This window comes from Rhodococcus sp. KB6 (assembly GCF_001445685.1).
In the GTDB taxonomy this organism is placed as follows: Bacteria; Actinomycetota; Actinomycetes; order Mycobacteriales; family Mycobacteriaceae; genus Rhodococcus_F; species Rhodococcus_F qingshengii.
Genome location: NZ_LNAK01000122.1, coordinates 41876 through 66250, shown reverse-complemented (window position 1 = coordinate 66250; position 24375 = coordinate 41876). Strand labels below are relative to the sequence as shown.

Annotated in this window: 23 protein-coding genes; 6 read left to right on the top strand and 17 right to left on the bottom strand. The window is 63.8% G+C overall.

Annotated elements, in window-relative coordinates; all coding sequences use genetic code 11:
- Positions 1 to 85: 85 nt before the first annotated feature.
- Complete coding sequence (locus ASU23_RS19005) at positions 86 to 1453, top strand: phosphatase PAP2 family protein (protein ID WP_058038512.1); 1368 nt, start codon at positions 86 to 88, stop codon at positions 1451 to 1453.
- Here the strand turns inward: ASU23_RS19005 and mnhG are convergent.
- From mnhG to ASU23_RS18975, 6 genes are read right to left on the bottom strand one after another with little or no spacing between them, the layout of a single operon-like run.
- A complete protein-coding gene (mnhG, locus tag ASU23_RS19000; RefSeq protein ID WP_156423179.1) occupies positions 1419 to 1760 on the bottom strand; it encodes a monovalent cation/H(+) antiporter subunit G in 342 nt (113 codons plus the stop codon). The two genes, ASU23_RS19005 and mnhG, sit on opposite strands and share 35 nt — an antisense overlap.
- Positions 1760 to 2029: a monovalent cation/H+ antiporter complex subunit F gene (locus tag ASU23_RS18995; RefSeq protein ID WP_003945061.1), complete on the bottom strand. Its 270-nt coding sequence runs from the start codon at positions 2027 to 2029 to the stop codon at positions 1760 to 1762. Before ASU23_RS18995 ends, mnhG begins: the two co-directional genes overlap by 1 nt.
- On the bottom strand, positions 2026 to 2598 hold the full coding sequence (locus tag ASU23_RS18990) for a Na+/H+ antiporter subunit E (protein ID WP_003945063.1): 573 nt from the start codon (positions 2596 to 2598) through the stop codon (positions 2026 to 2028). Before ASU23_RS18990 ends, ASU23_RS18995 begins: the two co-directional genes overlap by 4 nt.
- Complete coding sequence (locus tag ASU23_RS18985; RefSeq protein WP_003945059.1) at positions 2595 to 4295, bottom strand: Na+/H+ antiporter subunit D; 1701 nt, start codon at positions 4293 to 4295, stop codon at positions 2595 to 2597. Before ASU23_RS18985 ends, ASU23_RS18990 begins: the two co-directional genes overlap by 4 nt.
- On the bottom strand, positions 4292 to 4924 hold the full coding sequence (locus tag ASU23_RS18980) for a Na(+)/H(+) antiporter subunit C (RefSeq protein ID WP_003945054.1): 633 nt from the start codon (positions 4922 to 4924) through the stop codon (positions 4292 to 4294). Before ASU23_RS18980 ends, ASU23_RS18985 begins: the two co-directional genes overlap by 4 nt.
- A complete protein-coding gene (locus ASU23_RS18975; RefSeq protein WP_007730104.1) occupies positions 4921 to 7758 on the bottom strand; it encodes a Na+/H+ antiporter subunit A in 2838 nt (945 codons plus the stop codon). Before ASU23_RS18975 ends, ASU23_RS18980 begins: the two co-directional genes overlap by 4 nt.
- 190 nt (positions 7759 to 7948) lie before the next feature.
- On the opposite strand from ASU23_RS18975, the gene ASU23_RS18970 reads away from it, so the two are divergent.
- Entirely contained in the window at positions 7949 to 8374 is a 426-nt protein-coding gene (locus ASU23_RS18970; protein WP_031331804.1) for an NUDIX domain-containing protein, read from the top strand.
- On the opposite strand, the gene ASU23_RS18965 is transcribed toward ASU23_RS18970, so the two are convergent.
- The 3 genes from ASU23_RS18965 to ASU23_RS18955 form a co-directional block, all read right to left on the bottom strand.
- Positions 8331 to 9710 (bottom strand): hypothetical protein, encoded by a 1380-nt coding sequence (locus ASU23_RS18965; protein WP_253741402.1) that lies wholly within the window; start codon positions 9708 to 9710, stop codon positions 8331 to 8333. The genes ASU23_RS18970 and ASU23_RS18965 overlap by 44 nt on opposite strands.
- Positions 9711 to 9777: 67 nt before the next feature.
- Complete coding sequence (locus tag ASU23_RS18960) at positions 9778 to 11202, bottom strand: hypothetical protein (protein WP_058038510.1); 1425 nt, start codon at positions 11200 to 11202, stop codon at positions 9778 to 9780.
- A 9-nt stretch (positions 11203 to 11211) separates the two neighbouring features.
- Positions 11212 to 11847 (bottom strand): TetR/AcrR family transcriptional regulator, encoded by a 636-nt coding sequence (locus ASU23_RS18955; RefSeq protein ID WP_042926208.1) that lies wholly within the window; start codon positions 11845 to 11847, stop codon positions 11212 to 11214.
- 128 nt (positions 11848 to 11975) lie between these two features.
- Between ASU23_RS18955 and ASU23_RS18950 the strand changes: the two genes are divergently transcribed.
- Genes ASU23_RS18950 through ASU23_RS18940 form a run of 3 tightly spaced genes read left to right on the top strand, consistent with a single transcriptional unit; the run spans position 11976 to position 15065 of the window.
- Positions 11976 to 13244 (top strand): cytochrome P450, encoded by a 1269-nt coding sequence (locus ASU23_RS18950; protein ID WP_003945041.1) that lies wholly within the window; start codon positions 11976 to 11978, stop codon positions 13242 to 13244.
- Positions 13245 to 13290: 46 nt separating this feature from the next.
- The gene (locus ASU23_RS18945; RefSeq protein WP_007730096.1) at positions 13291 to 14043 is read left to right on the top strand and encodes an isocitrate lyase/phosphoenolpyruvate mutase family protein; all 753 of its coding nucleotides are present in this window, start codon (positions 13291 to 13293) and stop codon (positions 14041 to 14043) included.
- 2 nt (positions 14044 to 14045) lie between these two features.
- Positions 14046 to 15065: a DUF2804 domain-containing protein gene (locus ASU23_RS18940; protein WP_058038509.1), complete on the top strand. Its 1020-nt coding sequence runs from the start codon at positions 14046 to 14048 to the stop codon at positions 15063 to 15065.
- An 88-nt stretch (positions 15066 to 15153) separates the two neighbouring features.
- On the opposite strand, the gene ASU23_RS18935 is transcribed toward ASU23_RS18940, so the two are convergent.
- Positions 15154 to 16392 (bottom strand): HNH endonuclease signature motif containing protein, encoded by a 1239-nt coding sequence (locus tag ASU23_RS18935; protein ID WP_058038508.1) that lies wholly within the window; start codon positions 16390 to 16392, stop codon positions 15154 to 15156.
- Between the two features lie 196 nt (positions 16393 to 16588).
- Here ASU23_RS18935 and ASU23_RS18930 point away from each other — a divergent pair, with 196 nt between their 5' ends.
- Complete coding sequence (locus ASU23_RS18930) at positions 16589 to 16741, top strand: hypothetical protein (protein WP_047268844.1); 153 nt, start codon at positions 16589 to 16591, stop codon at positions 16739 to 16741.
- Positions 16742 to 16831: 90 nt separating this feature from the next.
- On the opposite strand, the gene ASU23_RS18925 is transcribed toward ASU23_RS18930, so the two are convergent.
- From ASU23_RS18925 to ASU23_RS18895, 7 genes are all read right to left on the bottom strand, one after another.
- On the bottom strand, positions 16832 to 18454 hold the full coding sequence (locus ASU23_RS18925) for an amidohydrolase (RefSeq protein WP_058038507.1): 1623 nt from the start codon (positions 18452 to 18454) through the stop codon (positions 16832 to 16834).
- 9 nt (positions 18455 to 18463) lie between these two features.
- Positions 18464 to 20641: an AAA family ATPase gene (locus ASU23_RS18920; RefSeq protein WP_058038506.1), complete on the bottom strand. Its 2178-nt coding sequence runs from the start codon at positions 20639 to 20641 to the stop codon at positions 18464 to 18466.
- A gap of 21 nt (positions 20642 to 20662) precedes the next feature.
- Positions 20663 to 21493: a phosphatidylcholine/phosphatidylserine synthase gene (locus ASU23_RS18915; protein WP_029254795.1), complete on the bottom strand. Its 831-nt coding sequence runs from the start codon at positions 21491 to 21493 to the stop codon at positions 20663 to 20665.
- 59 nt (positions 21494 to 21552) lie between these two features.
- A complete protein-coding gene (locus tag ASU23_RS18910) occupies positions 21553 to 22266 on the bottom strand; it encodes a phosphatidylserine decarboxylase (RefSeq protein ID WP_003941540.1) in 714 nt (237 codons plus the stop codon).
- Between the two features lie 72 nt (positions 22267 to 22338).
- Positions 22339 to 23358 carry a MerR family transcriptional regulator gene (locus ASU23_RS18905; RefSeq protein WP_042450437.1) on the bottom strand — a complete coding sequence of 340 codons (1020 nt, stop codon included), beginning with the start codon at positions 23356 to 23358 and terminating at the stop codon, positions 22339 to 22341.
- The gene (locus tag ASU23_RS18900) at positions 23348 to 23800 is read right to left on the bottom strand and encodes a hypothetical protein (protein ID WP_058038505.1); all 453 of its coding nucleotides are present in this window, start codon (positions 23798 to 23800) and stop codon (positions 23348 to 23350) included. Before ASU23_RS18900 ends, ASU23_RS18905 begins: the two co-directional genes overlap by 11 nt.
- 34 nt (positions 23801 to 23834) lie before the next feature.
- Entirely contained in the window at positions 23835 to 24305 is a 471-nt protein-coding gene (locus ASU23_RS18895; RefSeq protein ID WP_003941500.1) for an SRPBCC family protein, read from the bottom strand.
- Positions 24306 to 24375: the final 70 nt, after the last annotated feature.

The following is a 24375-nucleotide window of genomic DNA, read 5'->3' as shown; positions in this document are numbered from 1 at the left end:
GTTTCGCGGACTGGAAATCCGGGCATACCAACCGTTTGTCCAGTGGGTGTCCATATTCAGTTCACACGCCGTTTACTATTGTCCGGTGTTGATAGACAGTTGGTCCCAACGAGGGGGCGCACCCGGACAGTCGGACCGTTCGTGGTCGAGTTCTCACCGACTCCTTCTGATCGGCACAGCAGCATTGACCGTGCTGGTCCTGGGCGTGCAGGCGTTCGCGTCGTACAAGGGCTATCTCGGTCCGGTGGAAAGCCTGTTCGGTGACTACTTCCTCGTTCCCCGCTCCGCGACCATGCCTTGGGTGGGCCTCGCTCTCGCGCTCGTCGGACTGAACAACAAAGAACGCATCTACGCGGTATCCGCGGCCGTCGTGATCGACGTGGTCGTCGGCGCGATCCGCTGGTTCTCGGGTGGACCGCTGACGATGGGCACCGGCGGCACCTGGGTACTGACGGCCATCGCGGTGTACGCGGTGTGGAAGTTGTCCGGCGAGCGTCGACTCAGCGTTCTGCACGGCGTCGCTCTCGGCGCGTTGCTCATCATCGCGGCCAAGGTTGCCGAGACGTGGCTGGAGATCACCATTCTCGTCGGCACCGACGTGTGGGACGAGTACGTGTTCCTCGCCGACCAGGCTCTCGGGAATCCGTCGTGGGTGATGGGCCAGATCGTCGACGCGATGGGCCCCGTCGGTGCAGCAGCCCTCGACTGGATCTACGTCGAACTGCCGGTCGCGGTGATCGTGGTTGCTCTCTATCAAGTACGTAAGGGATGGCCGTCGCATCACCTGCTGCGCACGTTCCTGCTCATCGGGCTGATCGGCCCGATCTTCTACGTCCTGTTCCCGGTGGTCGGCCCGGTGTTCGCCTTCGGTCCGCGTGGGTTCGGATTCCAGATCGGTGACTACTGGCCGAACATCGTGCCCAACTTCGACTTTGCATCACCGTCGTCGCTGCCGTTCGACGACGCCGCACCGCGAAACTGCATGCCGAGCCTGCACACCGCGTGGGCAGTCGCGCTGTTCATCCACTCGCGCAGCGGACCGTGGTGGATTCGCAGCCTGGGATCGTTCTGGCTCGTTGCGACCCTGACCGCGACGCTCGGCTTCGGATTCCACTACGGCGTCGACCTCATTGCCGGTGCCGTCCTGTGCTTGACCCTCGATGCGGCGCTACGGGATCCGGAGCGCGGCTGGGGTTGGTTCCGAGTGCGTCTGTTGATCGGTGGCTCGGCACTCCTGGCGGGATTGTTGCTCTCGTACCGGTTCGCTGCGGTGCAGATGGCCGAGTACCCGGCGATCTTCGGGCCGCTGCTGATGGCTGTCCTGGTTCTGATGTCGGTGGCGTACTTCGCCACCTTCTTCGCCCGCCCCGGCACTCCTCTTGCGGTGTGGGGCGAGCGCGACGGCGAGTGGGATGCCGTTACCGGAGAGAGTCCGGGTCTTCCAGCTCGTTGATCTTCATGAGGTCGTCCTCTTCGCGCTGTTCGCGGTAGGCGACTCGGCCGACGCTGTGCGCGATCACGGGCGCCGTCAGCAGCGTGAAGATGCCCACCAGGACCAACATCCAGATGTCGACGCTCCCACGAAGCAGGAACACGGCGCCCATCAGGACCAAGATCAGTCCGACCACCTGAGGTTTCGTGGCCGCGTGCATACGACGCAGAGTGTCGGGGAAGCGAACGATTCCCACCGCGGCGGTCAGCGCGAGCAGCGCGCCGAGGAAGATGGAGATGGCCCCGATCGTGTCGAGGATGTTGCCGATCACTGGTCACTCACCCGGAAGCGCGCGACGGACACGGAACCGATGAAGCCGACCAGCGCCAGCGCGACGATCGCGGGAACGATGGTCGTGTCTTTGCTGTACGCGGCCCAGACCGCGAGTCCACACATCGAGACCGCGATGATCGTGTCCAGGGCGACGAGGCGGTCGAGTGAGCTCGGACCGTCGAGCAATCGGAACGTGGTCAGTACGGCGGCGATCAGCAGAATCACTCCGGAAATGATCAAGATCGTGGTGATGAACCCGTTCATGGTTGGTCCTCCTGCCGGGGTGCATCGAATTCGTAGTCGCGCTGGTGCCATGGGCTGGGTTGCCAGTCCGAATCACGTTCGAACGACGCGATGAACAACCGCTCGAGGTCCTCCACCGAGCGGTAGAACGCGCTGACGGCTTTCTGCGAGCCGACGTCGAGCACGTGGACGTAGACGATGCGTCGGTTCTGGTCGATCTCGAGAACCATCGTGCCGGGGATCAGGTTGAGAACGTCGATGCACAGCGTGAGAACCAGGTCGGACTTGATCCCGAGTTGGTACCGCAGAACTCCGGTGACCGGCGGCGGCGACGGACGGATCGCCAGCCACGCGACCTGGATACTCGACTGGATCGCGTAGTACACGATCATCCACAACAGACGCAGAATCGACAGCAGATGTACCCGACCCTCGACCGGTACGCGGGGGAGGGGAAGCAGGACCATGATGATCAGGCCGACGGCGAGTCCGCCGAAGATGTTGCCGAAACTGATGTTGCCCCACAACAGGATCCATACGACCATCAGCCACAGCAGGATCCCGACGCGGAGTACCTGTTCGCGTTTCATCGCGGAGCCTCCTCGGTATTCGGGACGTCGGTGTTCGGGGCCTCGGTATTCGGAACGGCTGCGGGGTCGTCTGCAGCGACGGGAGCTTCGTCGACCGGCACGGGCCGGTGGTTGCCGAGAACCGCGTCGATGTAGATGGACCGGTCCTGCAGATCCTTCGCCGCTCTGTCGCTGATGTCGATGATCCGGCCCGCGAACACCGTCAGTGCCAGACCGACGATGACAAGTCCGACCGTCGGAATCAGCATGAAGAGCGGAATCTTGCCGACATCCTCGCGGTCGACGAACGCGATGTCCTCTTCGGACTCGTCGATCAACGCTGACGGGCTGACGTCGGCGAGGTCACCTTCGGGCGCGTCGGCCCGGGCTCGCCAGAAAGCCTTGGTCCACACGCGGGCGACGGCGTAGAGCGTCAGCAAGCTGGTGATCGTGCCGCCGGCAACGAGGATCCAAGCCAACGCGCTGGCGTCGGCCGCACCGGCCTGAAGGAGCGCGACCTTGCCGATGAAGCCCGAGAACGGCGGGATACCGCCGAGATTCAGCGCCGGGATCAGGAAGACGATCGCGAGGATCGGGCTGGCCGCCGCCAGACCGCCGAGACGGCGCAGCGACGACGACCCGGCTTGTCGTTCGATCAGACCCACGACGAGGAAGAGCGTCGTCTGCACGATGATGTGGTGGGCGACGTAGTAGATCGCGCCGGACAGCCCGGACGTCGTGGACAGTGCGATACCGAAGATCATGTAACCGATATGGCTGACCAGTGTGAACGAGAGCAGACGTTTGATGTCGCTCTGCGCGATGGCACCCATGATGCCGACCACCATCGTGAGCAGGCCGCACACCATCAGTACGTTGTCGAGTTCCCCTTGTGGGAACAGCAGTGAATGCGCGCGGATGATCGCGTACACACCGACCTTGGTGAGCAACCCGGCGAAGACGGCGGTGATCGGTGCGGGCGCGGTCGGATACGAGTCCGGTAGCCACGCAGACAGCGGGAAGACCGCGGCCTTGATGCCGAACGCCACGAGAAGGACAGCGAAGATGGCGGTTCGTGTGCCCGGCGGAATGTTGTCGAAGCGCAGGGCCATGTCGGCCATGTTGAGGGTGCCGGTCGCCGCGTAGGCGAAGGCGATGCCCGCCAGGAAGATCAGCGAGGACACCATCGAGACCATCACGTACGAGACACCGGCCCGGACGCGGTCGGCGCTGGCACCGAGCGTCAGGAGCACGAAACTCGCAGCGAGCAGAACCTCGAATCCGACGTACAGGTTGAAGAGGTCACCGGCGAGGAACGCGTTGGAGATACCGGCGGTCAATGCGAGATAGGTCGGCAGGAAGATCGAGACCGGCTGGGCCTCGCTGCCGTCGCGAATACCCTGACCGATCGCGTAGATCATGACGGCGAGCAACACCACCGACGAGACCACGAGCATCATCGCCGAGAGACGGTCGACCACGAGTGTGATGCCGATGGGGGAGTCCCAGCCGCCGACCTGAACGGCCGTCGTACCGTCGCGGTCGGCGAGGTAGAGCAGCAAGCCCGACACCGCGACGACGCCGACGAGCGCGATCAGTGTGATCACGCGCTGGAAACGAGGACGTCGGCCGACGACCAGCGTCGCAGCAGCGGCCAGCATCGGGATCAAGACGGGCAGGGGCGCAAGGGCTCCCATCAGGTTGTCCGAGATGGTCATGCGCCTCCACCTCCCTCGATCTTGGTCTGGCGAGCGTCTTTGCGCCGCTTCTCGGATTCCTTCTTACGAGCAAGGTCGGTGGCCCAGTCGGGTACCGGTTCGTCCTCGAAGTCGCCGTCGTGGAGGTCGTCGTAGCATTCGATGTCCTCGAGGTTGACCAGTTGTTCGAGGGGAATAGGGTTGCCGTCCTTGTCGAATGCGTCGCCGCCGATGCTCGGGGCACCGGTGACCGGGTCGTCGGAGCGGTCGTGGTCGGGAGCGTCGGCAGGCAGGCGACGCTTGAGAACCTTGGTGTCCTCGGGATCGTCCTCGACGGCGTCGGCGGTGTTGATCTTGTAAGACCGGTACGCCAGTGCCAGAACGAAGCCGGCGATACCCATCGTGATCACGATCGCCGTCAGGATCATGCCCTGGGCGAGCGGATCCGCTATTTCCTCGTGGACCGAATCTCGGCCGACGATGGGCGGATTCCCGTCCGATCCACCGACGGTCAGGATCAAGAGGTTGATGGCGTTGCCGAATAGAAGTAGACCGAGCAGCATCCGAGTGATGCTTCGTTCGATCAGCAGGTAGACACCGGCCGACGTGAGGACGCCGATCAGGATCAGCATTCCGATGTTTGCGCTCATGGTGCTTTCACCTCGATTTCTGCGTCGAGGCGGGCGCCGAGACTTCGGAGTACGTCCAGGACCAGGCCGACCACGATGAGGTAGACGCCCAGGTCGAAGAACAGTGCGGTGACCAGTTTGACGTGGCCGATGAGCGGGAGTGTGAACTCGAAGACGGCGGACGAGAGCGCCGGGGCGCCGAGGAACAGCGACACCAGGGCAGTGCCCGCGGCCAGCGCCAAACCGAGGCCGAGAATCTTGCCCGCGTCGATGGGTACGGCTTCACCGAGTTCGTAGCGGCCACCGGCGAGGTAACGAAGTACCAGCGCCAGGCCTGCCGTCAGGCCTCCGGCGAAACCGCCGCCGGGGGCATTGTGACCGGAGAAGAAGAAGTAGATCGACAACACCATGATGGTCGGGAAGATCAACCTCGTGGTGACCTCGAGAACCAACGAACGGTGTCGAGGATCGATCAGGTCTCCGCCGCGCAACCACGTCGTGTCCGAGTTGGCCGCTGCCTTGTCGACGATGACGGAGGGGGCGTCCGCGACTCGCGGTGCGATACCGAACCGGCGGTTGCGGAAGACGAGGCTGGCGACGCCCGTCGCAGCTACCAGCAGCACCGAGATCTCACCGAGGGTGTCCCATGCGCGGATGTCGACGAGCAGGACGTTGACGACGTTCTTGCCGTTGCCCAGGTCGTAGGCCGCGTCGGGAAGCAGCTCGTAGATCGGACGAGTGTTTCGGGCATTGGTCGCGAAGGCCGCGATGGTGGTGACGGTGATACCGACGGCGACAGCGAGTGCGGCACGCGGCCACTTGAAGCCGATCGCCTTGCTCTCGTCGACTTCGGCGGGGAACTTCCGGAGCACGAGCACGAAGATCACCAGTGTCAGTGTCTCGACGAGGAACTGGGTCAGCGCGAGGTCGGGTGCGCCGTGCAGCGCGAACAACACGCCGCAGCCGTAGCCGGTGAGTCCGACGAGGATGACGCTGGCGAGTCGGTTGCGCATCAGCGTCGCGGCGATGGCGGCCGAGATCATCATCAGCGCGATCGTGAACTGGATGGGTGAATCCCACATCCGAAGGTCGACTCCGCCGCCATCGGTGTCGATGATCAGCAGGAACAGCGGCACAACGACCAGCGTCGCGAGAATCGTCGACTGTGTGCGGGGGAGCGAACCACGCTGAGTGGCACCGGTCAGGCGCATCGAGATGGTGTCCATGCCGCGCAGGGTCGCGTCGTAGATACGGTCGGCGTTGCCGAGCGGCGGGTGCTCGAAATGCAGGCGGCTGATCTGACGCTGCGCGATGTAGAGCGCGATGCCGCCGGCGATGACGATGCAGGTGAGCAGCAGCGGAGTGTTGAATCCGTGCCACAGCGCGAGGTGGTAGTCGGCGTGAGGTCCGGGGGCCAGTGTGGTCGAGTACGGCGTCAGCAGCTTCTCGAGTTGGGGCGAGAGAATGCCGGCGGCCAGACCGAGAACCGCGAGTAGGCCTGGCGCGAACAGGAACAGCCAACCCGGCTTGTGCATCTTGCTCACGGCTGGGCTGGGCTTGCTCAGGGTCTTACGTCCGAAGGCGCCCCAGATGAAGCGGACGCTGTAGCCGACGGTGAGGATCGAGCCCAACACGATCACCGTGACGACGGCGATGGACGACCAGTGGCCGAGCGCGTTCGTTTCGAGCACCGATTCGAGTGCGGCTTCCTTGCCGACGAATCCGAGTAGCGGTGGCAGGCCGGCCATGCTGGCGGCAGCGAGGCTCGCGATGATCGCGAGAGCGGGTGCCGCTTTACCCAGGTGAGCAAGTTTGCGCAGGTCACGGGTACCGGTCGTGTGATCGATGATGCCAACGACCATGAAGAGTGCGGCCTTGAACATCGCGTGCGCCACGACCATCGTCATACCGGCCAGGGCGGCGTCACGCGTGCCGATGCCGACCAGGACCATCATGAAGCCGAGTTGGCTGACGGTTCCGAAGGCGAGGACGAGTTTGAGGTCGTACGCGCGCATGGCTCGCCAACCGGCGAGGATCATCGACAGCAGACCCAAACTGATGATGGTGATGCGCCACGGCGGCGAATCGGCGTACCCGGGAGCCAGGCGCGCGACGAGGTAGATACCGGCCTTGACCATTGCAGCAGCGTGAAGATAACCGCTGACAGGGGTTGGCGCGGCCATTGCACCGGGAAGCCAGAAGTGCAGGGGCACGATTGCCGATTTGGAGAGCGCACCGATCAGGATCAGGACGATCGCGACGGACGGGAGCCACCCCGTCGGCGGGTTCGCGACCAGTTCGGACAGGTTGTAGCTGCCGCCGACCTGGCCGAGGATGATCATGCCGACCAACATCGCCAGACCACCCGCGGTGGTGACCAGCAGTGCCTGGGTCGCGGCGCGGCGGCTGGTGGCGCGTTCGGCGTAGTGACCCACGAGCAGGAACGACAGGACCGTTGTCAGTTCCCAGAACACGTAGAGAAGCAGCATGTTGTCGCTGGTCACTAGCCCGAACATGGCACCCGCGAAGGCGACCATCTCGGCGGCGAAGATACCGAGTCGAGGTTCGTCGTCGGTGAAGTAGCGGGCGCAGTAGACCAGGATGAGCGTGCCGACACCCAGGACGAGCACGGCCATGATGGCCGAAAGCGCGTCGAACCTGAAGTCGATGTCCATCGACAGCCCTGGAACCCAGGTGATGTGCAGCGTCTCGACGGTGCCCCATTTGTCGATGACCCAGCCGAGGCCGGCGAGGGGGACTATCGCGAGGGGGAAGAAGCCGTTTCGCCCTAACCTGCGCACCACAAGCGGAGCCAAGAGGGCGGCAACGGCATGGGCAAGCAAGATAGCGAGCAAAAGGCACTCCGTCGTGTTGTCAGCGGGCGGCGGGGTGTCCGAACAAAATCGAACCTATCGGATCAACGAGACAATTCACCTTGTCGGAGAGGTTGTCTTTGCGTACATATTACCGGGCGTGGCAGTTTCGATGTGCAGCGAGTCGATTCGGACATCATCGGCACTCGCTGATACACGTAGGTTGGACGACGTGAATTCGTCGACACCCACCACGATCATCCGTACCGCCGCCCTTGCACACATTCGTGACCGCAAGCTGATCCAGACCCGCTCCGTGGGCAAGACCGCGTTCTACATGGCCGGCGGAAAGATCGACCCGGGTGAGACGCCCGAGCAGGCGTTGCACCGCGAAATTCGGGAGGAACTCGACGTCGATCTGGTCGACGGGACGGTCACGTTCCTCGACGTCTTCGAGGCTCACGCTTTCGGACATTCCGCGGACACGGGCCTGCACATGAGTTGCTATCTGGCGGAGATGGCCGGAGACCCGCGCCCGACCAGCGAGATCGCCGAGTTCCGCTACTTCACGCTCGCCGAGTACGCAGCGATGGACGAGGTGGCGCCCGGATCGCTCAAAGTGTTCCATCGCCTGGCGTCGATGGATCTGATCGACTGATCGGCGGAGGAACGGATCGATTGATCCGCCCCAATCGGAGACTCACGTAGGCGCAGACGGCCACGATGATCAACGCCACGGCGTCGAGTATCAGAATGTCGGTCGAGATTTCGAACGGGCCGACCGTCGTGATGCCGTTGAAGGGCTTGTTCTCGTCGAGCGGCGTGTACGCCGTCCATCCGTAGTCGAACTGCGGATAGACGAGCAGGGCCAGCGCCGTCGGGCCGAAGATGACACCGAGTCCGACGAGTGCTCGCGACGCTCCGGTCCGCGGTGGCTCTCGGTACATCGCGCTGGCGATCGCGTACGTGACGACCGCAGCGGTCAAGGCGACAAGAAGATCGCTGATCGTGAGAACGTCACCGATCTTCGGCGACGGCGACGTGGCGTAGCTGACGATCCCGGCGACCGTGACCGTCAGGAGCAATCCGTAGCCGACGACCCGCGAGGGAGCGATCGCGCCGATCGCTGCCGCGGCGACGATGACGAGTCCGATCACGACGGCGGTCGAGGCGGGGGTTTTCGACCATTCCATAGCTTCGGTTGCGGGACGGTTCGCCGAGACCGCCGCCAGAGTTGCGACGGCAGCGGTACACATCAGCAGGATACGACTGCCGTCGCCCAGCACCCGCGCGCAGATCACCGTGATCACCAGCGCGACGAGTAGTAGAGGCACCGCCGCCGTGACGGTGGTGATCTCGAACCACCAATTCGCAGCGACCCCGAAGAGAGTGAGCACCGCCGCGATAGTCACCGGTCGAACGGCCATCCGTTCCTTGGGGTGGTCCTTGTCGAAGTCGTGGAACCAGAACGCGGCGACGCAGGCGGCGGCCAAAGCGAGCGCGAGCAGTGTTGCCCCCAACACTGGTGGTTGAAACTGGTTGGTGTTGTCGGCGATGTAGTCCGCGTACCGCCGAGGAATAGCGTCTTCGTCGAGGAGTGAATCCGAGACATGCACGGCAACAATCGTTCCCGCGACGGAAGCGGCTCGGACCCGGGGAGCGGCAGCAACCGTGACCGCGCCGACAGCGACTCCCGCACCGACGGGTGAAAGTGCCTCGAAGTTGTGATCGTAGAGCCCGGGCAGTTCGAGTAGGAGTCCACCGAAGACCGTCATGGCCGCGGTCCGCAACCGGCAGCGGGCCATCATCGCGGCTGTCCCGACCGCGACGACAGCCAAGACGCCGGCGCCGATGGTCGAGATGGACCAGAATCGGTCGCCCGTCGAAATCGACGTCGACTGGCTGTTCACGAACGGTGCCAAGGCGACGACGGTGACGACGAATGCCGTCACACCACTCAGCGCGACGAGCAGCGTCCTGCGGGCGATGGGCACTGCTCCAAAATAGTCAATCCGGTACCAGTTGCACCGCAATAGCAGGTCTCAGTCCGGTGACGGTGTGTCAGTCGACTGGCTCCGGTTCGATCCGAGATTCCGTGGTGTCGACGGGTGGATGGGACCGTCGGAGGATCGCTGCACCGCAGAAGCCGATGATCAAGGCGAAGAGGATTGCAGTGCCGACGGTCTGAGGGGTGACGTAGTCGACGGTGATTCCGACGCCGCGTCCGAATAATCCTCCGTCGCCGTGGGGAGAGACCGCATCGATATCGAGCTGGCCTTGGATGTATATCGACGTCATCATCGGTGGGAAAGCGAGCTGATCGGTGAGAACAGCGATCGACGAGAAGGTCATTGCGGCAAAGGGAATGGCGAGTCCGAGTGTGGCGTCGACCAGGCTGCCGGGAGCCAGGGCACCGAACAGCAATCCGGCGGCGAGACCCAGCGAGGCGATCTTCAGTGCGATTGACCAGACACCGTGCGCGGAGTCGAAGGGCAGTAGTTCTGACAGCGGTACCGCAACGAGAACGGCGATGGGAACGAGGTTTGGCACCTGCTTGTGCAGTCGCAATCCGACGGCGACCGGCAGGGCTGCGAAAAGCACCAGTACCCAGGGGGACTTCAGGTCTCCCCAGTGGCCGGAGCCCTTCGCGATGTCGACGAACAGCGGAGCCGACGCAGCGGCCAGAGCGGTTGCGGCCCAGAGGAACTTGCCACCAGCACCGGAGGTGTCGCCGAGACGGTAGGCGGCGATCCATGTCAACGCGAGCGCAGCGCCCGCTGCCAAGACCATGACGATCCAGGCAGTTGCCTCGGACGCGTACTGCTGGCGATCGATCACGGCGCCGAGCACTCGATGCCCGATCGCCAGCGCGGCGATCACCACGAGCGCGATGCGGATTTCGCCCGCGTCGGGCTTGCGGATCCGGAAGCCGGATTGCGCGGTCACTGCACAGGCGATTGCTGCTGCGGCCGTGGCGCCGATCAGCCACCACGACGGCTCACCTACCGAAGACGTACTCATCCGGCCCGTCCCGCCGGCGAACGTGCGAACCGCGAGGAAGGCGGCAAGCACGCCGAGGAGGGTGGCGTTCTTCGTGGCGGTGCGATCCCAACTGACGGCAACCACACAACCCAGAATCGCACCGGCTGCAACACTTTTGACGATGATCACGGCGATCAGCAGGTCCAGTGACGCAACCTCGGGCACGACTGCCCGAATGATCGCGATGACGGCGACCCCGACGGTGATCGCGATCCAGGCTGCCCGACGGGAGCCGCGACGCTGTGAGAGTGCGCAGGCAAGCACGGCAACCACGGCGCCGAGCCCGACAGCGGTGGGTCCACTGCTGATCCAGCGATCTACTTCCGACGGAGAGGCCACGATGGCCCAGTCGCGAAGAACGGGATTGGTCAGGGCCAGCGCCGCGAGTATCCCGGACAGGAGCGCAGCGACGGTGGTGAGGATCGCTCGAAGATCGAGTGGCATCGGGCCAACCTATCGCGGCGCCGCGACATCGGTCGTGGGCGGCGTGAGTGCCGGAAACCAGATGTCGGTGAGAACGTCTGCTGCGACGTCCGCACCCGCGGTGATCGCGCCCTGTTCCGCCCAGCGAATGAAGAAGCGCTCGACCTGTGTCAGCAGGAGTTCGACCCGGAGTTTCGCCTCGTCGTGTCGGCTCTGCGGCCAACGGGCGAGGTACGACGGCATCGCGTTGGGCAGTGCAGAGATGCCTTCGCGCGCCAGTGTGCGGAACTCGGGTTCGAGGACCATGGCCTCGTCCCACGCCCGCATCATGTGGTGGTGATCGCGGCACCAGTCGAGAGCGCGGTTGATCCAGCCGGCGAATTCTTCGCGCGAACCGGAATCGAGTACGTGGTCGAGATCCTGGAATATGGCGAGGGTGCTGGATACGACGGTGTTCGAGCCGAGCGCCTTGAGGATGTCGATCTTTCCGGGAAAGTGCAGGTAGAAGGTGGCTCGGCTGCAACCGACCCGGCCGGCGATGTCCTCGACGGTGACAGCCGCGTATCCGCGTTCGGTGAAGAGCGCGCCGGCGGCATCCACGAGGTCTGCGCGGGTTCGCTGCTTCTGCTTCTCTCGCAGCGTCAGTCTGCCGGAGGTATCTGTCATTACCAGGATCCTAGTGCCGCGGGGGCTCTCACGGGTCAGTTGCACGAGACTCTCCGTCTTTCACTTGACAGTCCGTTAGTGAAAGCTACTCTGTGGTGTAGCGCACATTCGACCGATCAGAGGACGCCATGACCATCTCGGACACAACACGCACGCCTGACCTGCCGGCCGGATTCGACGTCACCGATCCTGCTGTCCTCGGGGAGCGGATCCCTTTCGAGGAATTCGCCGAACTGCGTCGCAACGCACCCGTGTGGTGGTGTGAGCAGCCGCCGACGGTCGGTGGATTCCAGGACGAGGGCTACTGGGTGGTCTCGCGTCACGCTGACGTCAAAGAGGTCAGCCAGCGCAGCGATGTGTTCTCGAGCTGGGAGAACACCGCGATCGCGCGTTTCGCCGACGACATGCCACGTGAGGCCGTCGAGATGCTCCGGCATCTTCTGCTCAACAAGGATGCACCGGAGCACACCAAGCTCCGCAAGCTGATTTCGAAGCTGTTCACGCCTCGCGCGATCAACGGCATGCGCGACGAATTGGATCGTCGTGCACGGAGCATCGTCGACACCGCTGTGAGCGAAGGCCCGGGCGACTTCGTGAAGCAGGTTGCCAGCGAGCTGCCGCTCCAGGCGATCGCGGATCTGATCGGTGTACCGCAGGACGATCGGGACAAGCTGTTCAAGTGGTCCAACGAGATGATGGGCTACGACGACCCGGAATATCAGGGTGATCCGGCAGTCGCGTCCACCGAGGTCCTCGGATACGCGTACCAAATGGCAGACGCACGTCGTACCTGCCCGGCAGACGACATCGTCACCACTCTGGTCCAGGCCGACATCGACGGCGACTCCTTGAGCCCGGAGGAGTTCGGGTTCTTCGTGCTCATCCTGGCGGTCGCAGGGAACGAGACCACTCGCAACGCCATCACGCACGGAATGATCGCGTTCCTGGACAACCCCGAGCAGTGGGAGCTGTACAAGAAGGAACGTCCCAAGACGACGGCCGACGAGATCGTCCGTTGGGCGACACCCGTCACCGCCTTCCAGCGCACCGCGCTCGAGGACACGGAATTGGCAGGAGTGTCGATCAAGAAGGGGCAGCGCGTGGTGATGCTGTACAGCTCCGCGAACTTCGACGAGGACGTGTTCGAGAACCCGATGACGTTCGACATCACTCGTAACCCCAATCCGCACTTGGGCTTCGGCGGAACGGGCGCGCACTTCTGCATCGGTGCCAACCTCGCTCGTATGGAGATCGACTTGATGTTCAACGCGATCGCCGACAACGTCCCGGACATCACCAAGATCGGTGATCCGCGCCGTCTGCGCTCGGGTTGGATCAACGGCATCAAGGAGTTCCAGGTCGATTACAAGAGCACAGGCTGCCCGGTCGCTCACTAGAGTCGGTAGGTGAGAGGTACACCCCACGATCTCGAGGAGCCACCGCATGACTTCGATCAACGACAAGGCAACTGCTCTACTGGCGTTGCACCAGCCAGGTAATCCGGTCATTCTCCCGACGGTGTGGGACGCGTGGTCGGCGAATCTTGCGGTGGCTGCCGGTTTTGCAGCCCTGACGGTAGGCAGTCATCCGGTTTCCGATTCCATCGGCAAGCCGGACAACGAGGGCATCACCTTCGACGAACTTCTGCACCGGATCAAGCAGATCACCGGTGCGGTCGACGCCCCGATCTCGGTGGACATCGAGGGTGGTTACGGGCTCGAGCCGGCAGTTCTCATCGACGGGTTGATCGATGCCGGCGCTGTCGGACTCAACATCGAGGACACCGTTCACAGTGAAGGCGGACGCTTGCGTGAGGCCCAGGAGCACGCCGACTTCGTGGGTGGGCTTCGTCAGGCCGCCGACGCAGCCGGAGTTCACGTTGTCGTCAACGCGCGCACCGACCTGTTCGTGAAGCAGGTCGGTGACGAGTCCGATCGCGTCGATCGCGCCATCGCACGCCTCAAGCTGGCGGCCGACGCCGGCGCCGACGTTCTTTACCCCGTCGGGCGGCATGACGACGCGACCCAGCGCCGCCTGACGTCCGAGCTCCCACTTCCGATCAATGCGATCGGAATCCCGGATCAGGACGACCCGGCAAGTTTCGGTCCGCTCGGAGTGGCACGTGTGAGCTTCGGTCCGTTCTTCCAGATGGCATTGGCCAACCGTGCGAACGAGATCTTGGGACGCTGGAAGTAAGAATGCAGACACTGATGTCGCCCGGCCCGCTTCTCGACGATGGCGGACATTTGGTCGAGACGGGTTGGGCCCCATCGGAGATTCGCAAGTATCGACGCTCTGCGATCGCCGCTCCGAAGTTCCGGATCAAGGAGTGGGACTACTACTGCGTTCTTACTGCGGATTACGGCATCGCGTTGACCGTCGCCGACAATGGGTACATGGGCTTGCTCGGAGTCTCCTGGCTCGATTTCCGAACACCACACGAGATTACCGAAAACGTGATGCTGCCGTTCCCGATGGGAAGGCTCGGCCTGCCCGAAAGCGCGGACGACGGTGATGTGGTGGTGTCGAAAGGTAAAGCTCGCTTCGAGTTTCGCCATGTGGACGGTGGGCGCCACCTGATCGTCGACTACCCGGCTTTCGACGGTGGACGAGGTCTTCATGCCGATTTGTTCCTGGCGACTCCTGCCGATGACCGGATGGTGATCGCCACACCGTTTCCGAAGGCGTCCCGATCGTTTTACTACAACCAGAAGATCAACTGCCTGCCCGCTGCCGGGACCGTGCGAATCGGGAGCGACGACTTCACATTTCGCTCGGAGGACTCGTTCGGCGTTCTCGATTGGGGCAGGGGAGTCTGGACTTACGACAACACCTGGTACTGGGGTTCTGCATCCGGACTGGTGAACGGCGAGCGGTTCGGATTCAACATCGGGTACGGCTTCGGCGATACTACGGCGGCCAGCGAGAACATCGTGTTTGTCGGAGGGCGGGCACACAAGCTGGACAGGATCGACTTCGGCATCCCGCAGGGAACGTACGACGGCGCTCCGTGGAACTTCTCGAGCAACGATGGTCGCTTCGAGATGACTTTCGAGCCGATCATCGACCGTGCCGCGACTTTCGACGTCGGGGTGCTGCGTTCGATTCAGCATCAGGTGTTCGGAAAGTTCTCCGGCACAGTGATCCTCGACGACGGTACCTCCGTGGTGGTTCGAGATCTCCTCGGATTTGCCGAGGAGGTTCGGAACCGCTGGTAGGCCGTACGTCTCCGCGAAGATGACGGAACGCAGCATGAGCACCGGGGCATGATCGTGCCCCGGTGCTCACGTCTCGAGTTGTTTCACTTCAGGCTGCTGTCGGTGGGCTGTTCCCGCCGATCGGCTGCTGATACGGATCGATCGACATCGGTGGATAGAACACTGTTTTCCGATCCGGCCCGATCTCCACCCGCCATTCGGTGTGGTGCATCGTCCGATGATGATGACCGCACAACAAGATCAGATTGTCGAGATCTGTTGGGCCACCATCGTTCCAGTGAACAATATGATGAGCATCGCACCACCCCGACGGCGTTCCGCACCCCGGAAACGCACACCCACCATCACGAACCGCCAACGCCCGCCTCTGCGGCACCGTCGCTGTTCTCGCTTCCTTACCGCAGTCGAGCGGAACACCATTCTCATCCAACAAAATCCGCGTCACGGTGCAGTCGCACGCCAACATCCGCGCGGTATCGATACTGATCGGACCTACCCAATCCGCCCACGCGAAACCCAGTTCCTCGGTGGACGGCAACAGTTCTTTCAGAACTTTAAGGTCCGTCATATCTTTTGCCGACGCGGTCACCGTGATGTGCGGTTTCACTCCGCCTTCGATCGGACCCAACCCCGCCCGCTCGTACCGGCGCAACAACTCGCAAAACCCGTCCGCACGCCGTAATGCAGGCGTGCGGGTGTCCTTCACGCCGTCTTTTTCCGGTGTCGGAGCCGACAGGCTCGACAGCAACGTGATCAACCGGGCCCCGTTCACAGCATCCAGTTCGCCCTTCACAGTTACTCTGCCGTACAGGCCTTTCGAGGCGTAGAACTCGTTACGCTCCGAATCCTCACCCACCGGAACACCGTCCTCGCGTTTGCCGTACTGCTTCTCGATTCGGCGGATCGCCGCCCGCACCGCATCACAATCAGCGATGTTCTGCGACGCCAGGCCAAGCAGGATCCCGCGGGCCTTGTCCACATCCGCCGGCGTCATGTTCTTGGGCGGATGCTGACAAAACGACGCCACCTGACGGGCTTTCAACGCATCCACGTCACCACGATGAAACGCATCCGCGACAACAGGTTCGAGCATCAACAACCGCGCCAACCCGACCAGCAGACTGCACTCACCGATCTCCAGATTCGTCGAACCGTGCAACCATTGCGCGATCGCCCGAAAACCCTTCCCGCCGAGAACCTCCCGGGAAAACATCTCCACGATCAGCAACACCATCCGCGACTGCAACTCGTGTCGGGTGCGCACCAGATCCAGAACCTCACCCTTGAGGCCCTCGCCATCCAGCTGCCACGCTCCCCGACTGTCCATGCCCAAAGTTTAATCGAACAAAGTTTCGAACACAAGACTTGGATCTCGAAAACTGTTCCTATGCAATAATTTTCGACAATTCCGATTTTTGGGACTTTTCGGATCTTCATTCGATTTGCGGCAGGCAATCGACTGCCTCATTGCATGGACTCTGCTGACGCCGAGCACTCGGCATACATTCCGGCTTCATGTTGACGTGGACGAGGGAACTTGGACGCGTGGCCGCGCATGGGCTCTGTCGATTGCATTGGTTGCCTTGCCGTACTACCGCGACACGAACGAGCAGATCACGGCCTGGGCGAAACATGCGATTGCTCAGGTCGTTGACGACATCCGCACTGAACCCTGAGACCACTTGCGCCGTCTCCGGTTTCGCAACGATCCTTGGAAATCGAGCAGAGAGGGTTTACGGCCTTTGTCCACGGCGTTCGGCGACCGATCAGCCGATCGCGCTCAGGTCTCCGTACACCGTCCGGCCCTCCAGGATGGTGGCGAGCACCGTGATGTCGGCCAGCCTGGTCGGCTCGACGTCGAGGGGATTTGCCGACAGCACAACAAGATCCGCGTAGGCGCCGGGAAAGATGGACCCGATGTGATCTTCGCTGAACAGCTGCCAAGCGGCGTTGACCGTATGGGCGCGCACAGCTGCGTCCACGGGGATCCGTTCCTGGGGTGCGACGACGCGGCCGCTGGGCGAAAGTCTGGTGACGGCGTCCTGCATATTCCGTAGCGGATTGGCGGGGGTGACGGGACCGTCGTTGTGGAAGGTGAACCGTTGCCCGGCTGCCAGCGCAGAACCTGCTGCGGCCCAGACGGATCCGTATTCGGGGCCGAACAGGTCATCCACCAGAACGTCACCCCAGTAGTGCAGGTGGTCGATGAAGATGCTGACCGTGACGCCCAGTTCCGCCGCGCGGACGAACTGATCCGGACGCATCGCGCCGACGTGTTCGAGACGCAACCGGTGATCGGGCCGGGGGTGCTCCTTCAGAAGTTGCTCCCACGCGTCGAGAACCATGGTGATCGCGTCGTCACCGTGGGCGTGGCACGCCATCTGCCACCCTTTGGCGAAGTAGGCGGAACTGATGTCGTGGATCTGTTCGCCGGTGTAGTTGGCGTGCCCGTGCGTGCAGGCGATCCCGAGCGCGCGGGTGGCTTCGGTATCGAGATACGGGAAGCTGGTGGCGATGTTACCGACCCACGGTGAACCGTCGGACCAGACCTTGATGCCGATCTGGCGCACCAGGTCGTTTCCGTCGCCCGGTGACGCCTCGGTAGTGCGTGCGTCGTTGGACATCTCGTAGAGCCGCAGGCGGGTGGTGAGCAGTCCGGCGTCGGCTATCGCTGCCAGGGCGGGCCGCATCTTGGGGTCGAACGACAATTCGGCGATGGTGGTGATTCCGGCGGCGTTCAGCCGGGCGCATTCGGCCGCCACCAGTGCGGGGAAGTCGTCACCGATAGTGACTGCGTGGCCCGCGACTGCGAACACCGCAGGCATTTCGTACGCGGCTCCGTCGAGTGCGCCCGTCGCGTCGTGGCCGTACGATCCGCCGATCGGATCGGGGGTATCGCGGGTGATGCCGGCCTGCACTGCTGCCGCCGTGTTGAAATACGCGACGTGTCCCGAGTTGTGCATGATCACGAGGGGGTACTCCGGCGCTACGGAGTCCAGCCAGTCGATGGTCGGGACGGGTAGGCCCTTCTGCAGCAACGGGTCCCAACCGTTCAAAGAAGCGCCGGCAGCGCCTCGCGAACGAACAGTGTCGACGACGGCAGCAACTACGGCGTCCGCCTCGGCGATCGTGACAGGCCGGATGTCGACGACGTCAGGCCCGAGCACGATGGCTTCTTCCAAAGGGTGACCGTGTGGCTCGATGAACCCCGGCAGAACAGTGGCACCTCCGACGTCGACGACGCGGGTATCCGGCCCCACCAGTTCCTCGACGTCCGTGCGCGCGCCGACGGCTGTGATCCGGCCGCCCGTCACGGCGAGCGCCTGGGCGCGTGGTGCTTCCTCGTGCATGGTCACGATGTCGCCGTACAGAACCAGATCAGCAGCCATGGTCAGTCCTTATCGGTTGTCCGCGTACGCCTGCAGGTGTGCCACCTGCTCGGGATCGAGTGAGGGACGTACCTTCTCACGGGCGGTTGCCACGTCCGCGGCCGTCACGTCGGCCGCGTCCATGCTCCGACGCATGGCGGCGAGTGCAGCCTCACGCAGGAGAGCCGAGCAGTCTGCTGCCGAGTATCCCTCGAGATCGACGGCCAGAATGTCCAAATCGACATCTTCGGCGAGCGGTACCGACTTGCCGGAAGCACGCAGAATCGCTTTGCGGGCCTCCGCATCCGGCGGCGGTACGAATACGAGACGTTCGAGTCTGCCGGGGCGCAGAAGAGCCGGGTCGATCAGATCCGGTCGGTTGGTGGCGCCCAACACCACGACGTCGCGTAGCGGTTCGACGCCGTCGAGTTCGGTCAGCAACGCGGCTACGACGCGATCCGACACCCCGGAGTCGGAACTTTGACCACGACGCGGGGCAAGGGCGTCGATTTCGTCGAGGAAGATCAACGAGGGCGCCGAATCGCGTGCGCGCTGGAACAACTCTCTTACGGCCTTTTCGGAGGCGCCGACCCACTTGTCCATCAGCTCTGCGCCTTTCACGGCATGAACGCTGAGGTGCCCCGAGCTGGCAAGGGCACGAACGAGATACGTCTTGCCGCAGCCAGGAGGGCCGTAGAGGAGCACGCCGCGGGGTGGGTCGACACCGAGGCGCGCGAAGGAGTCGGGGTGCTGCAGCGGCCACAACACCGCCTCGGTGAGCGCCTGTTTGGTTTCGACCATGTCGCCGACGTCGTCGAGGGTGACGCTGCCGATCGACAGTTCTTCGGTACTCGAACGAGACAGTGGCCGAATCACTTCGAGGGCACCGACAAGATCTTCCTGCGTGATCTCCGGAGAATCACCGGATTTGGACGCCCGCGTCGCCGCTCGCAAGGCAGCTTCACGGCAGAGCGCCGCGAGGTCGGCGACCACGAATCCCGGTGCGCGCGAGGCGATGGCGTCGAGTTCGAGGGTTCCGGTGGGCACGCGGCGGAGCAGGAGTTCGAGCAACGCCTTGCGGGTTGCGCCGTCCGGCAGGGTAAGTGCGAGTTCTCGATCGCAGAGATCCTGGCCGCGAAGGCGCGCGTCGACGGTCTCCGGATGGGCGGAGGTCGCGACGAATGCCACGCCCGGGGTTGCGACGGCGCTGCGCAGTTGTTCGAGGATCAGTGCGGACACCGGTTCCGCGGTGGCCGGAAGCAGAGCGTCGATGTCACTGATCAGCAGTACACCACCGCCGCGCACGGCAGCAACGGCGTCGACGATTCGCTGCAGGCGGGTATTCGCCTCGGTGGCACCGACTCCCGGGCCGTCGAGTTCGACAAGTTTGCGCGAGGACAGGGCCGAGCGGGCCAACGTGGCTTTGCCCACGCCGGCGGGGCCCGTGATGAGGACGCCGAGGTGCGGTGAGGCGCCGAGCGTACGGAGCAGTTCTGGTTCGTCGAGTGCCAGGCCGAGCCACTCGGTCAGCTTGGCTGCCTGCGCCTGCGCGCCGACGAGGTGATCCAGCGGAACCGACGGTGCAGGCTCGATTGCGACGGCGGCCGGACTGGAAACAAGCGCACTCGGTGTCAGTGTGCCCGCCGAGCCGGAACCCCAGTTGACTGCCGAATTCGGCTGGACGCTGACCGGACCACCGGCAGGTTCGACGGCCGTGACGGTGAGCAGTTCGGATGTCCACGCGACGCCGAAGGTACGGGAAAGCGCTTGGGTGGCTTCGGAAGTGCTCGTACCCGGACCGAGATCGCGGGGGAGGAGCGAGACCGTGTCGCCGACGCTGACGACCTTGCCCAGAAGGGCTTGTCGCAGAACCGTCGAGCTGATCGAATTTGTCGCCATGGACGAGCCGGTGACGGAGACGGATCGCGCTCCGTACACCGTCACCGGACCGACCACGACGGAAGAGTTCTCGGTCAGGCCGACGTTCGACATGGTGACGTCGTCGAGAAGGATCGTGCCTGCCGGGGTTCCGGTGGGCGCACGGCCCGCGACGGTCGCGGTGCCGCGGGCTCCCATGAGTGCGATGGCATCCCATTCGCGGATGCCCAACGCCGCCAACGCTTCGGGGTGCAAGCGCACGACCCCGCGGCGTAGGTCGGCGGCAGAGGTGTTGAGTCGAACGGTGAGGGCGAGTTCCGGCGAAGTCACCTCTCGAGAGTACGTCGTGGACTAGCGGGGTCGCCGCAATCCGAGACGAGCGGCCGAGCGGCGGCCACCGACGTTGGGTTGGCGTCGGATCGCGCGGCGTTCGGAAGGCTTGATGTCCCAGGTTTCGGGACGTGCTGCCACCCACCGCTTCGAGTGCACGGCAAACGGGATGTGCACCAGGTAGATCGCGATGAGAACGATCAGCAGGATGTACGGGTAGGTGATGAGTGCGGCTGCAGCCAACGTCACCAGGACGAGCAGGCCGGCCGCCATGTGCGGCGGCACGGATACCGACTTCATCGCCAGCGTCGGGATGCGGCTGACGATCAGTGCAGCCGAGAAGAGCGTCCACACGATGACGACGAAGTGCGAAGACCACCAGCCGTCACCCCACTGAGCCGTCGCGGCCAGGGGAGTGAGGGCGATGAGTGCGCCGGCCGGAGCCGGCACGCCGACGAAGTACTCACGTGCGTACGCGGGGACGTCGTCGTCGTCGAGCAGAGTGTTGAAACGGGCGAGTCGCAACACGATGCTGACCGCGTAGATCAACGCGATGATCCAGCCGATGCTGGTGCCGTCCAGCAAGGTCACGTACAGGACCAGGGCCGGGGCGACGCCGAAGGAGATGGAGTCGGCCAGTGAGTCGAGTTCGGCGCCGATCTTGCTGGTGGCGTCGAGCAGTCGCGCGATGCGGCCGTCGAGTGAATCGAGGACGGCAGCGGCGCCGATCATCGCGAGCGAGGTACCGGGTTGTCCGTCGAGAGCGAATTTGACGGCGGACAGCCCGGCGCACAGCGCCAGGATGGTGATGACGGACGGCAGCAACCGCACCGCCTGGGTGCGTTTGGGCATCTTCGCGCCGGGTTGGGCTGCTCCCGGCTTCTTCACGGCTGACTTCATCTTCGGCGTCTTCACGGCAGTTGCGCGATAACTGTTTCAGCACCGATCGTGCGTTGTCCCGGCTCGACCAGGAGTGTGGTTCCGGCGGGGAAGTACGTGTCGACGCGTGAGCCGAAACGGATCAGTCCGTACGTGTCGCCGATCGGCAGGACGTCACCGACACCGGCGTAGCAGACGATGCGGCGCGCGAGCAGTCCCGCGATCTGGACAACCGCAACGTCGTGACCATCAGCGGTTTCGATCAGCATGCTGTTGCGCTCGTTGACCTCGCTGGCGTCGGCGAGATCTGCGGAGAGGAACTTGCCTGCCTGGTGAACGACCTCTTTGACCGTTCCACCGACAGGGCTGCGCTGGACATGCACGTCGAGAACCGACAGGAAGATGCTGACGCGCGGGCGCGGCTCGCTTCCGAGATTGAGCTCGGCGGGCGGAACGGCGTTGTCGACCAACGCCACCTCGCCGTCGGCGGGTGCGACGACGACGCCGATGCGGTTGGGCGGCACCCGGTGCGGGTGACGGAAGAACGTGGCGCATGCGGCGGCGGTGGTCAGACCGGCTCGGCGCACCCACTTACGGTTGCGGCCCAGAGCTGCAACTCCCAGCGGGGCCAGCACGAACGGCAGGCCGGCGGGATGAAGTGGCGGAATCGCATGGCGAACCAGATCGACGATATGTCCGATCCCGGTGGGTTGCGGGGTTCCGGGGGGTGTGGGTCGGCGTGCCACAGGCTCCTCTAACTACTCGGTAGGTCTTCTGCTGGTCGCACTGACAGTACGGGGTGGTAGAGCATCCATAGATTACGTGAACGCCTTCTCTCCTACAGGCTGTAGTGGCATCAAGTACGAGTAGTACCCGACACAGTCGCCGGTGCGTATCGCCAGCGGGAGCGTCGCACCGCTTACTCGGATCACCAGTTGCCGCCCCGGTTGGGCTGCGGCGGCGTCGCGCAGTCGCTGCCGGTCGACCAGTACTCGGAACTTCTCACGGGGATCCGTTCCGCCCGGATCCACCCGGGCACCACCGTCTTCGCCGACGCTGACGACGGCACTGTCCTCGGTGCCGTTGAGCAGGGCGGCAAGGTGGTCGCCGCTCAGTTCGACGGCGTTGTGGTGCTCGCGCAGGATTCGGTGATCGGGGAACTCTCCGTCCTCGATCAGGGGGCTGGACACCTCACCTCCCGGATACGACGCAGTCACCGTGCGCGCGGAGAAAGTCAGCGTCACGACGCCGGCGACGTCGCGCAACAATCGCGCGAAGGTGACGGGAACGACAGCGGACACCGTCAGAGCGGAGTGAACTGTCACCTCGGCGACCGCGAGCCGGAACTGATCAGTGGTGACAAACGCAGCGACGCCGTCGTGAATGTCGAGGTGGACGCCGCGAAGTATCGGGAACTCCGATTCCTCGTTCACGGCGAACAGCACGGCGTCGAGTGCGCGTCGTAGATCCCACGAGTCGATGTCCACGCCGCCGGAGATAGGTAGCGCGTCGATCAGGCGGTGGATTCGTCCCAGTTCGGCCCGGGCGTCGGCGAGACCGTCCTCGAGGTTGCGCAGATGGGCGTCGAGGCACGAATGGGGTTCCGGTCCGGTCAGGACGGCCATCATGTCGCGGATCGGAACACCGACGCGCCGCATACCGGCGATCACGCGTGCGTCGCGGAGTTGGTCGTCGGTGTACCAGCGGTAACCGGTGTGCGGATCGACGGAATGCGGGACGAGCACGCCTTCCTTGTCGTAGAACCGCAGCGCGCTGATCGGGAGCGCCGACGCCCTGGACATCTCGCCGATCGTCAAGAGGGCGGAACTAGTGGTCACGGATCAATTCTGCCCGCAGTCGCTCGATAGCGCCCCTGATCATCCGGCCGTAACCGTCGTCGGCGAGTGTGCCGACCGACGCCTCGGCCTTCGTCAGATGCTCGACGGCCTCGGCGTCGCGTCCGAGTTTGCGGTAGTCGGCAGCCAGGATGAGGTGCAGCGATGGATAGAAACCGGCGACCTGCAGCGATGCGTGGTGGTCCTGGGCTCGCGCGTCGGTCAACGAATCTGCAGCGTCGAGGGCGCGCAGGTCCCAGCAGAGCTCTTGAGCCGGATCGTCTTGAACGTCGGCCATGTAGTGCGCGAGGGAGACGATGTGGAGCGCATCGGGGGCGGCGCTGATCTCTTCCCACACCTTCTCGAACGCAGAGCGAGCCCCGGCTCGATCGCCGGAGCTCGCCAATTCTTGTGCCTGCGCTATCTGTGTCATCACGGGATCCATGGAACGGATCCTGATGCCTCGACCAGGTCGAGGGTCAAGCAGAGGTGCGTGCAGCCGCCTCGGCCTCGCTCTTCACACGCTTCAAGGTGGCATTCATGCCTTCAACGAGCTCGACCTCGAAGTCGGCGTTTCCGCCCAGGACGGTCTTGACGAGGAACTGCGAGACCTTCGACGTTCCGGTGGGAGCCTCGCGACGCTCGGTCACTTTGGTGCCGGTAGCGGTCGGCTCGAGTTCGTAGGACCAGATCGTGCGGTTCTCCGCGATGCGGAACGCCACCGACTTGTTGGGCTCGAAGCGAACGACCTTCGACGACGTCGGCCAGACCAGCAGGCCCTTGCGGTTGACGTTGATCGTCTTGGCGCCCTCACGCACGGTCCCGCCGATTACCTTCATCACCTTGCACTGGGGGCTCCATTCGCCCATGCGCTGCAGGTCGGCGACGATTGCCCACACGTCCTGCGGTGATGCGTCGATGTCGATGCTTGCTTCGAGGGTGTTGGACACAGTCTCTCCAGTCGAGTTGATGCTACGTAAAGTTACAAACACTTTTGTCGATCGTAAGCGATCCGTCAAT

Excerpts from the sequence above, each read along its gene's own strand:
- ASU23_RS18950 (WP_003945041.1), top strand. The coding sequence starts at position 11,976 with ATGACCATCTCGGACACAACACGCACGCCTGACCTGCCGGCCGGATTC.
- ASU23_RS18980 (WP_003945054.1), bottom strand. The coding sequence starts at position 4,924 with ATGAGCGCAAACATCGGAATGCTGATCCTGATCGGCGTCCTCACGTCG.
- ASU23_RS18990 (WP_003945063.1), bottom strand. The coding sequence starts at position 2,598 with ATGAAACGCGAACAGGTACTCCGCGTCGGGATCCTGCTGTGGCTGATG.
- ASU23_RS18940 (WP_058038509.1), top strand. The coding sequence starts at position 14,046 with ATGCAGACACTGATGTCGCCCGGCCCGCTTCTCGACGATGGCGGACAT.
- ASU23_RS18925 (WP_058038507.1), bottom strand. The coding sequence starts at position 18,454 with ATGGCTGCTGATCTGGTTCTGTACGGCGACATCGTGACCATGCACGAG.
- ASU23_RS18915 (WP_029254795.1), bottom strand. The coding sequence starts at position 21,493 with ATGCCCAAACGCACCCAGGCGGTGCGGTTGCTGCCGTCCGTCATCACC.
- ASU23_RS18935 (WP_058038508.1), bottom strand. The coding sequence starts at position 16,392 with ATGGACAGTCGGGGAGCGTGGCAGCTGGATGGCGAGGGCCTCAAGGGT.
- ASU23_RS18955 (WP_042926208.1), bottom strand. The coding sequence starts at position 11,847 with ATGACAGATACCTCCGGCAGACTGACGCTGCGAGAGAAGCAGAAGCAG.
- ASU23_RS18960 (WP_058038510.1), bottom strand. The coding sequence starts at position 11,202 with ATGCCACTCGATCTTCGAGCGATCCTCACCACCGTCGCTGCGCTCCTG.
- ASU23_RS18995 (WP_003945061.1), bottom strand. The coding sequence starts at position 2,029 with ATGAACGGGTTCATCACCACGATCTTGATCATTTCCGGAGTGATTCTG.
- ASU23_RS18985 (WP_003945059.1), bottom strand. The coding sequence starts at position 4,295 with ATGACCATCTCGGACAACCTGATGGGAGCCCTTGCGCCCCTGCCCGTC.
- ASU23_RS18945 (WP_007730096.1), top strand. The coding sequence starts at position 13,291 with ATGACTTCGATCAACGACAAGGCAACTGCTCTACTGGCGTTGCACCAG.
- ASU23_RS18900 (WP_058038505.1), bottom strand. The coding sequence starts at position 23,800 with ATGGATCCCGTGATGACACAGATAGCGCAGGCACAAGAATTGGCGAGC.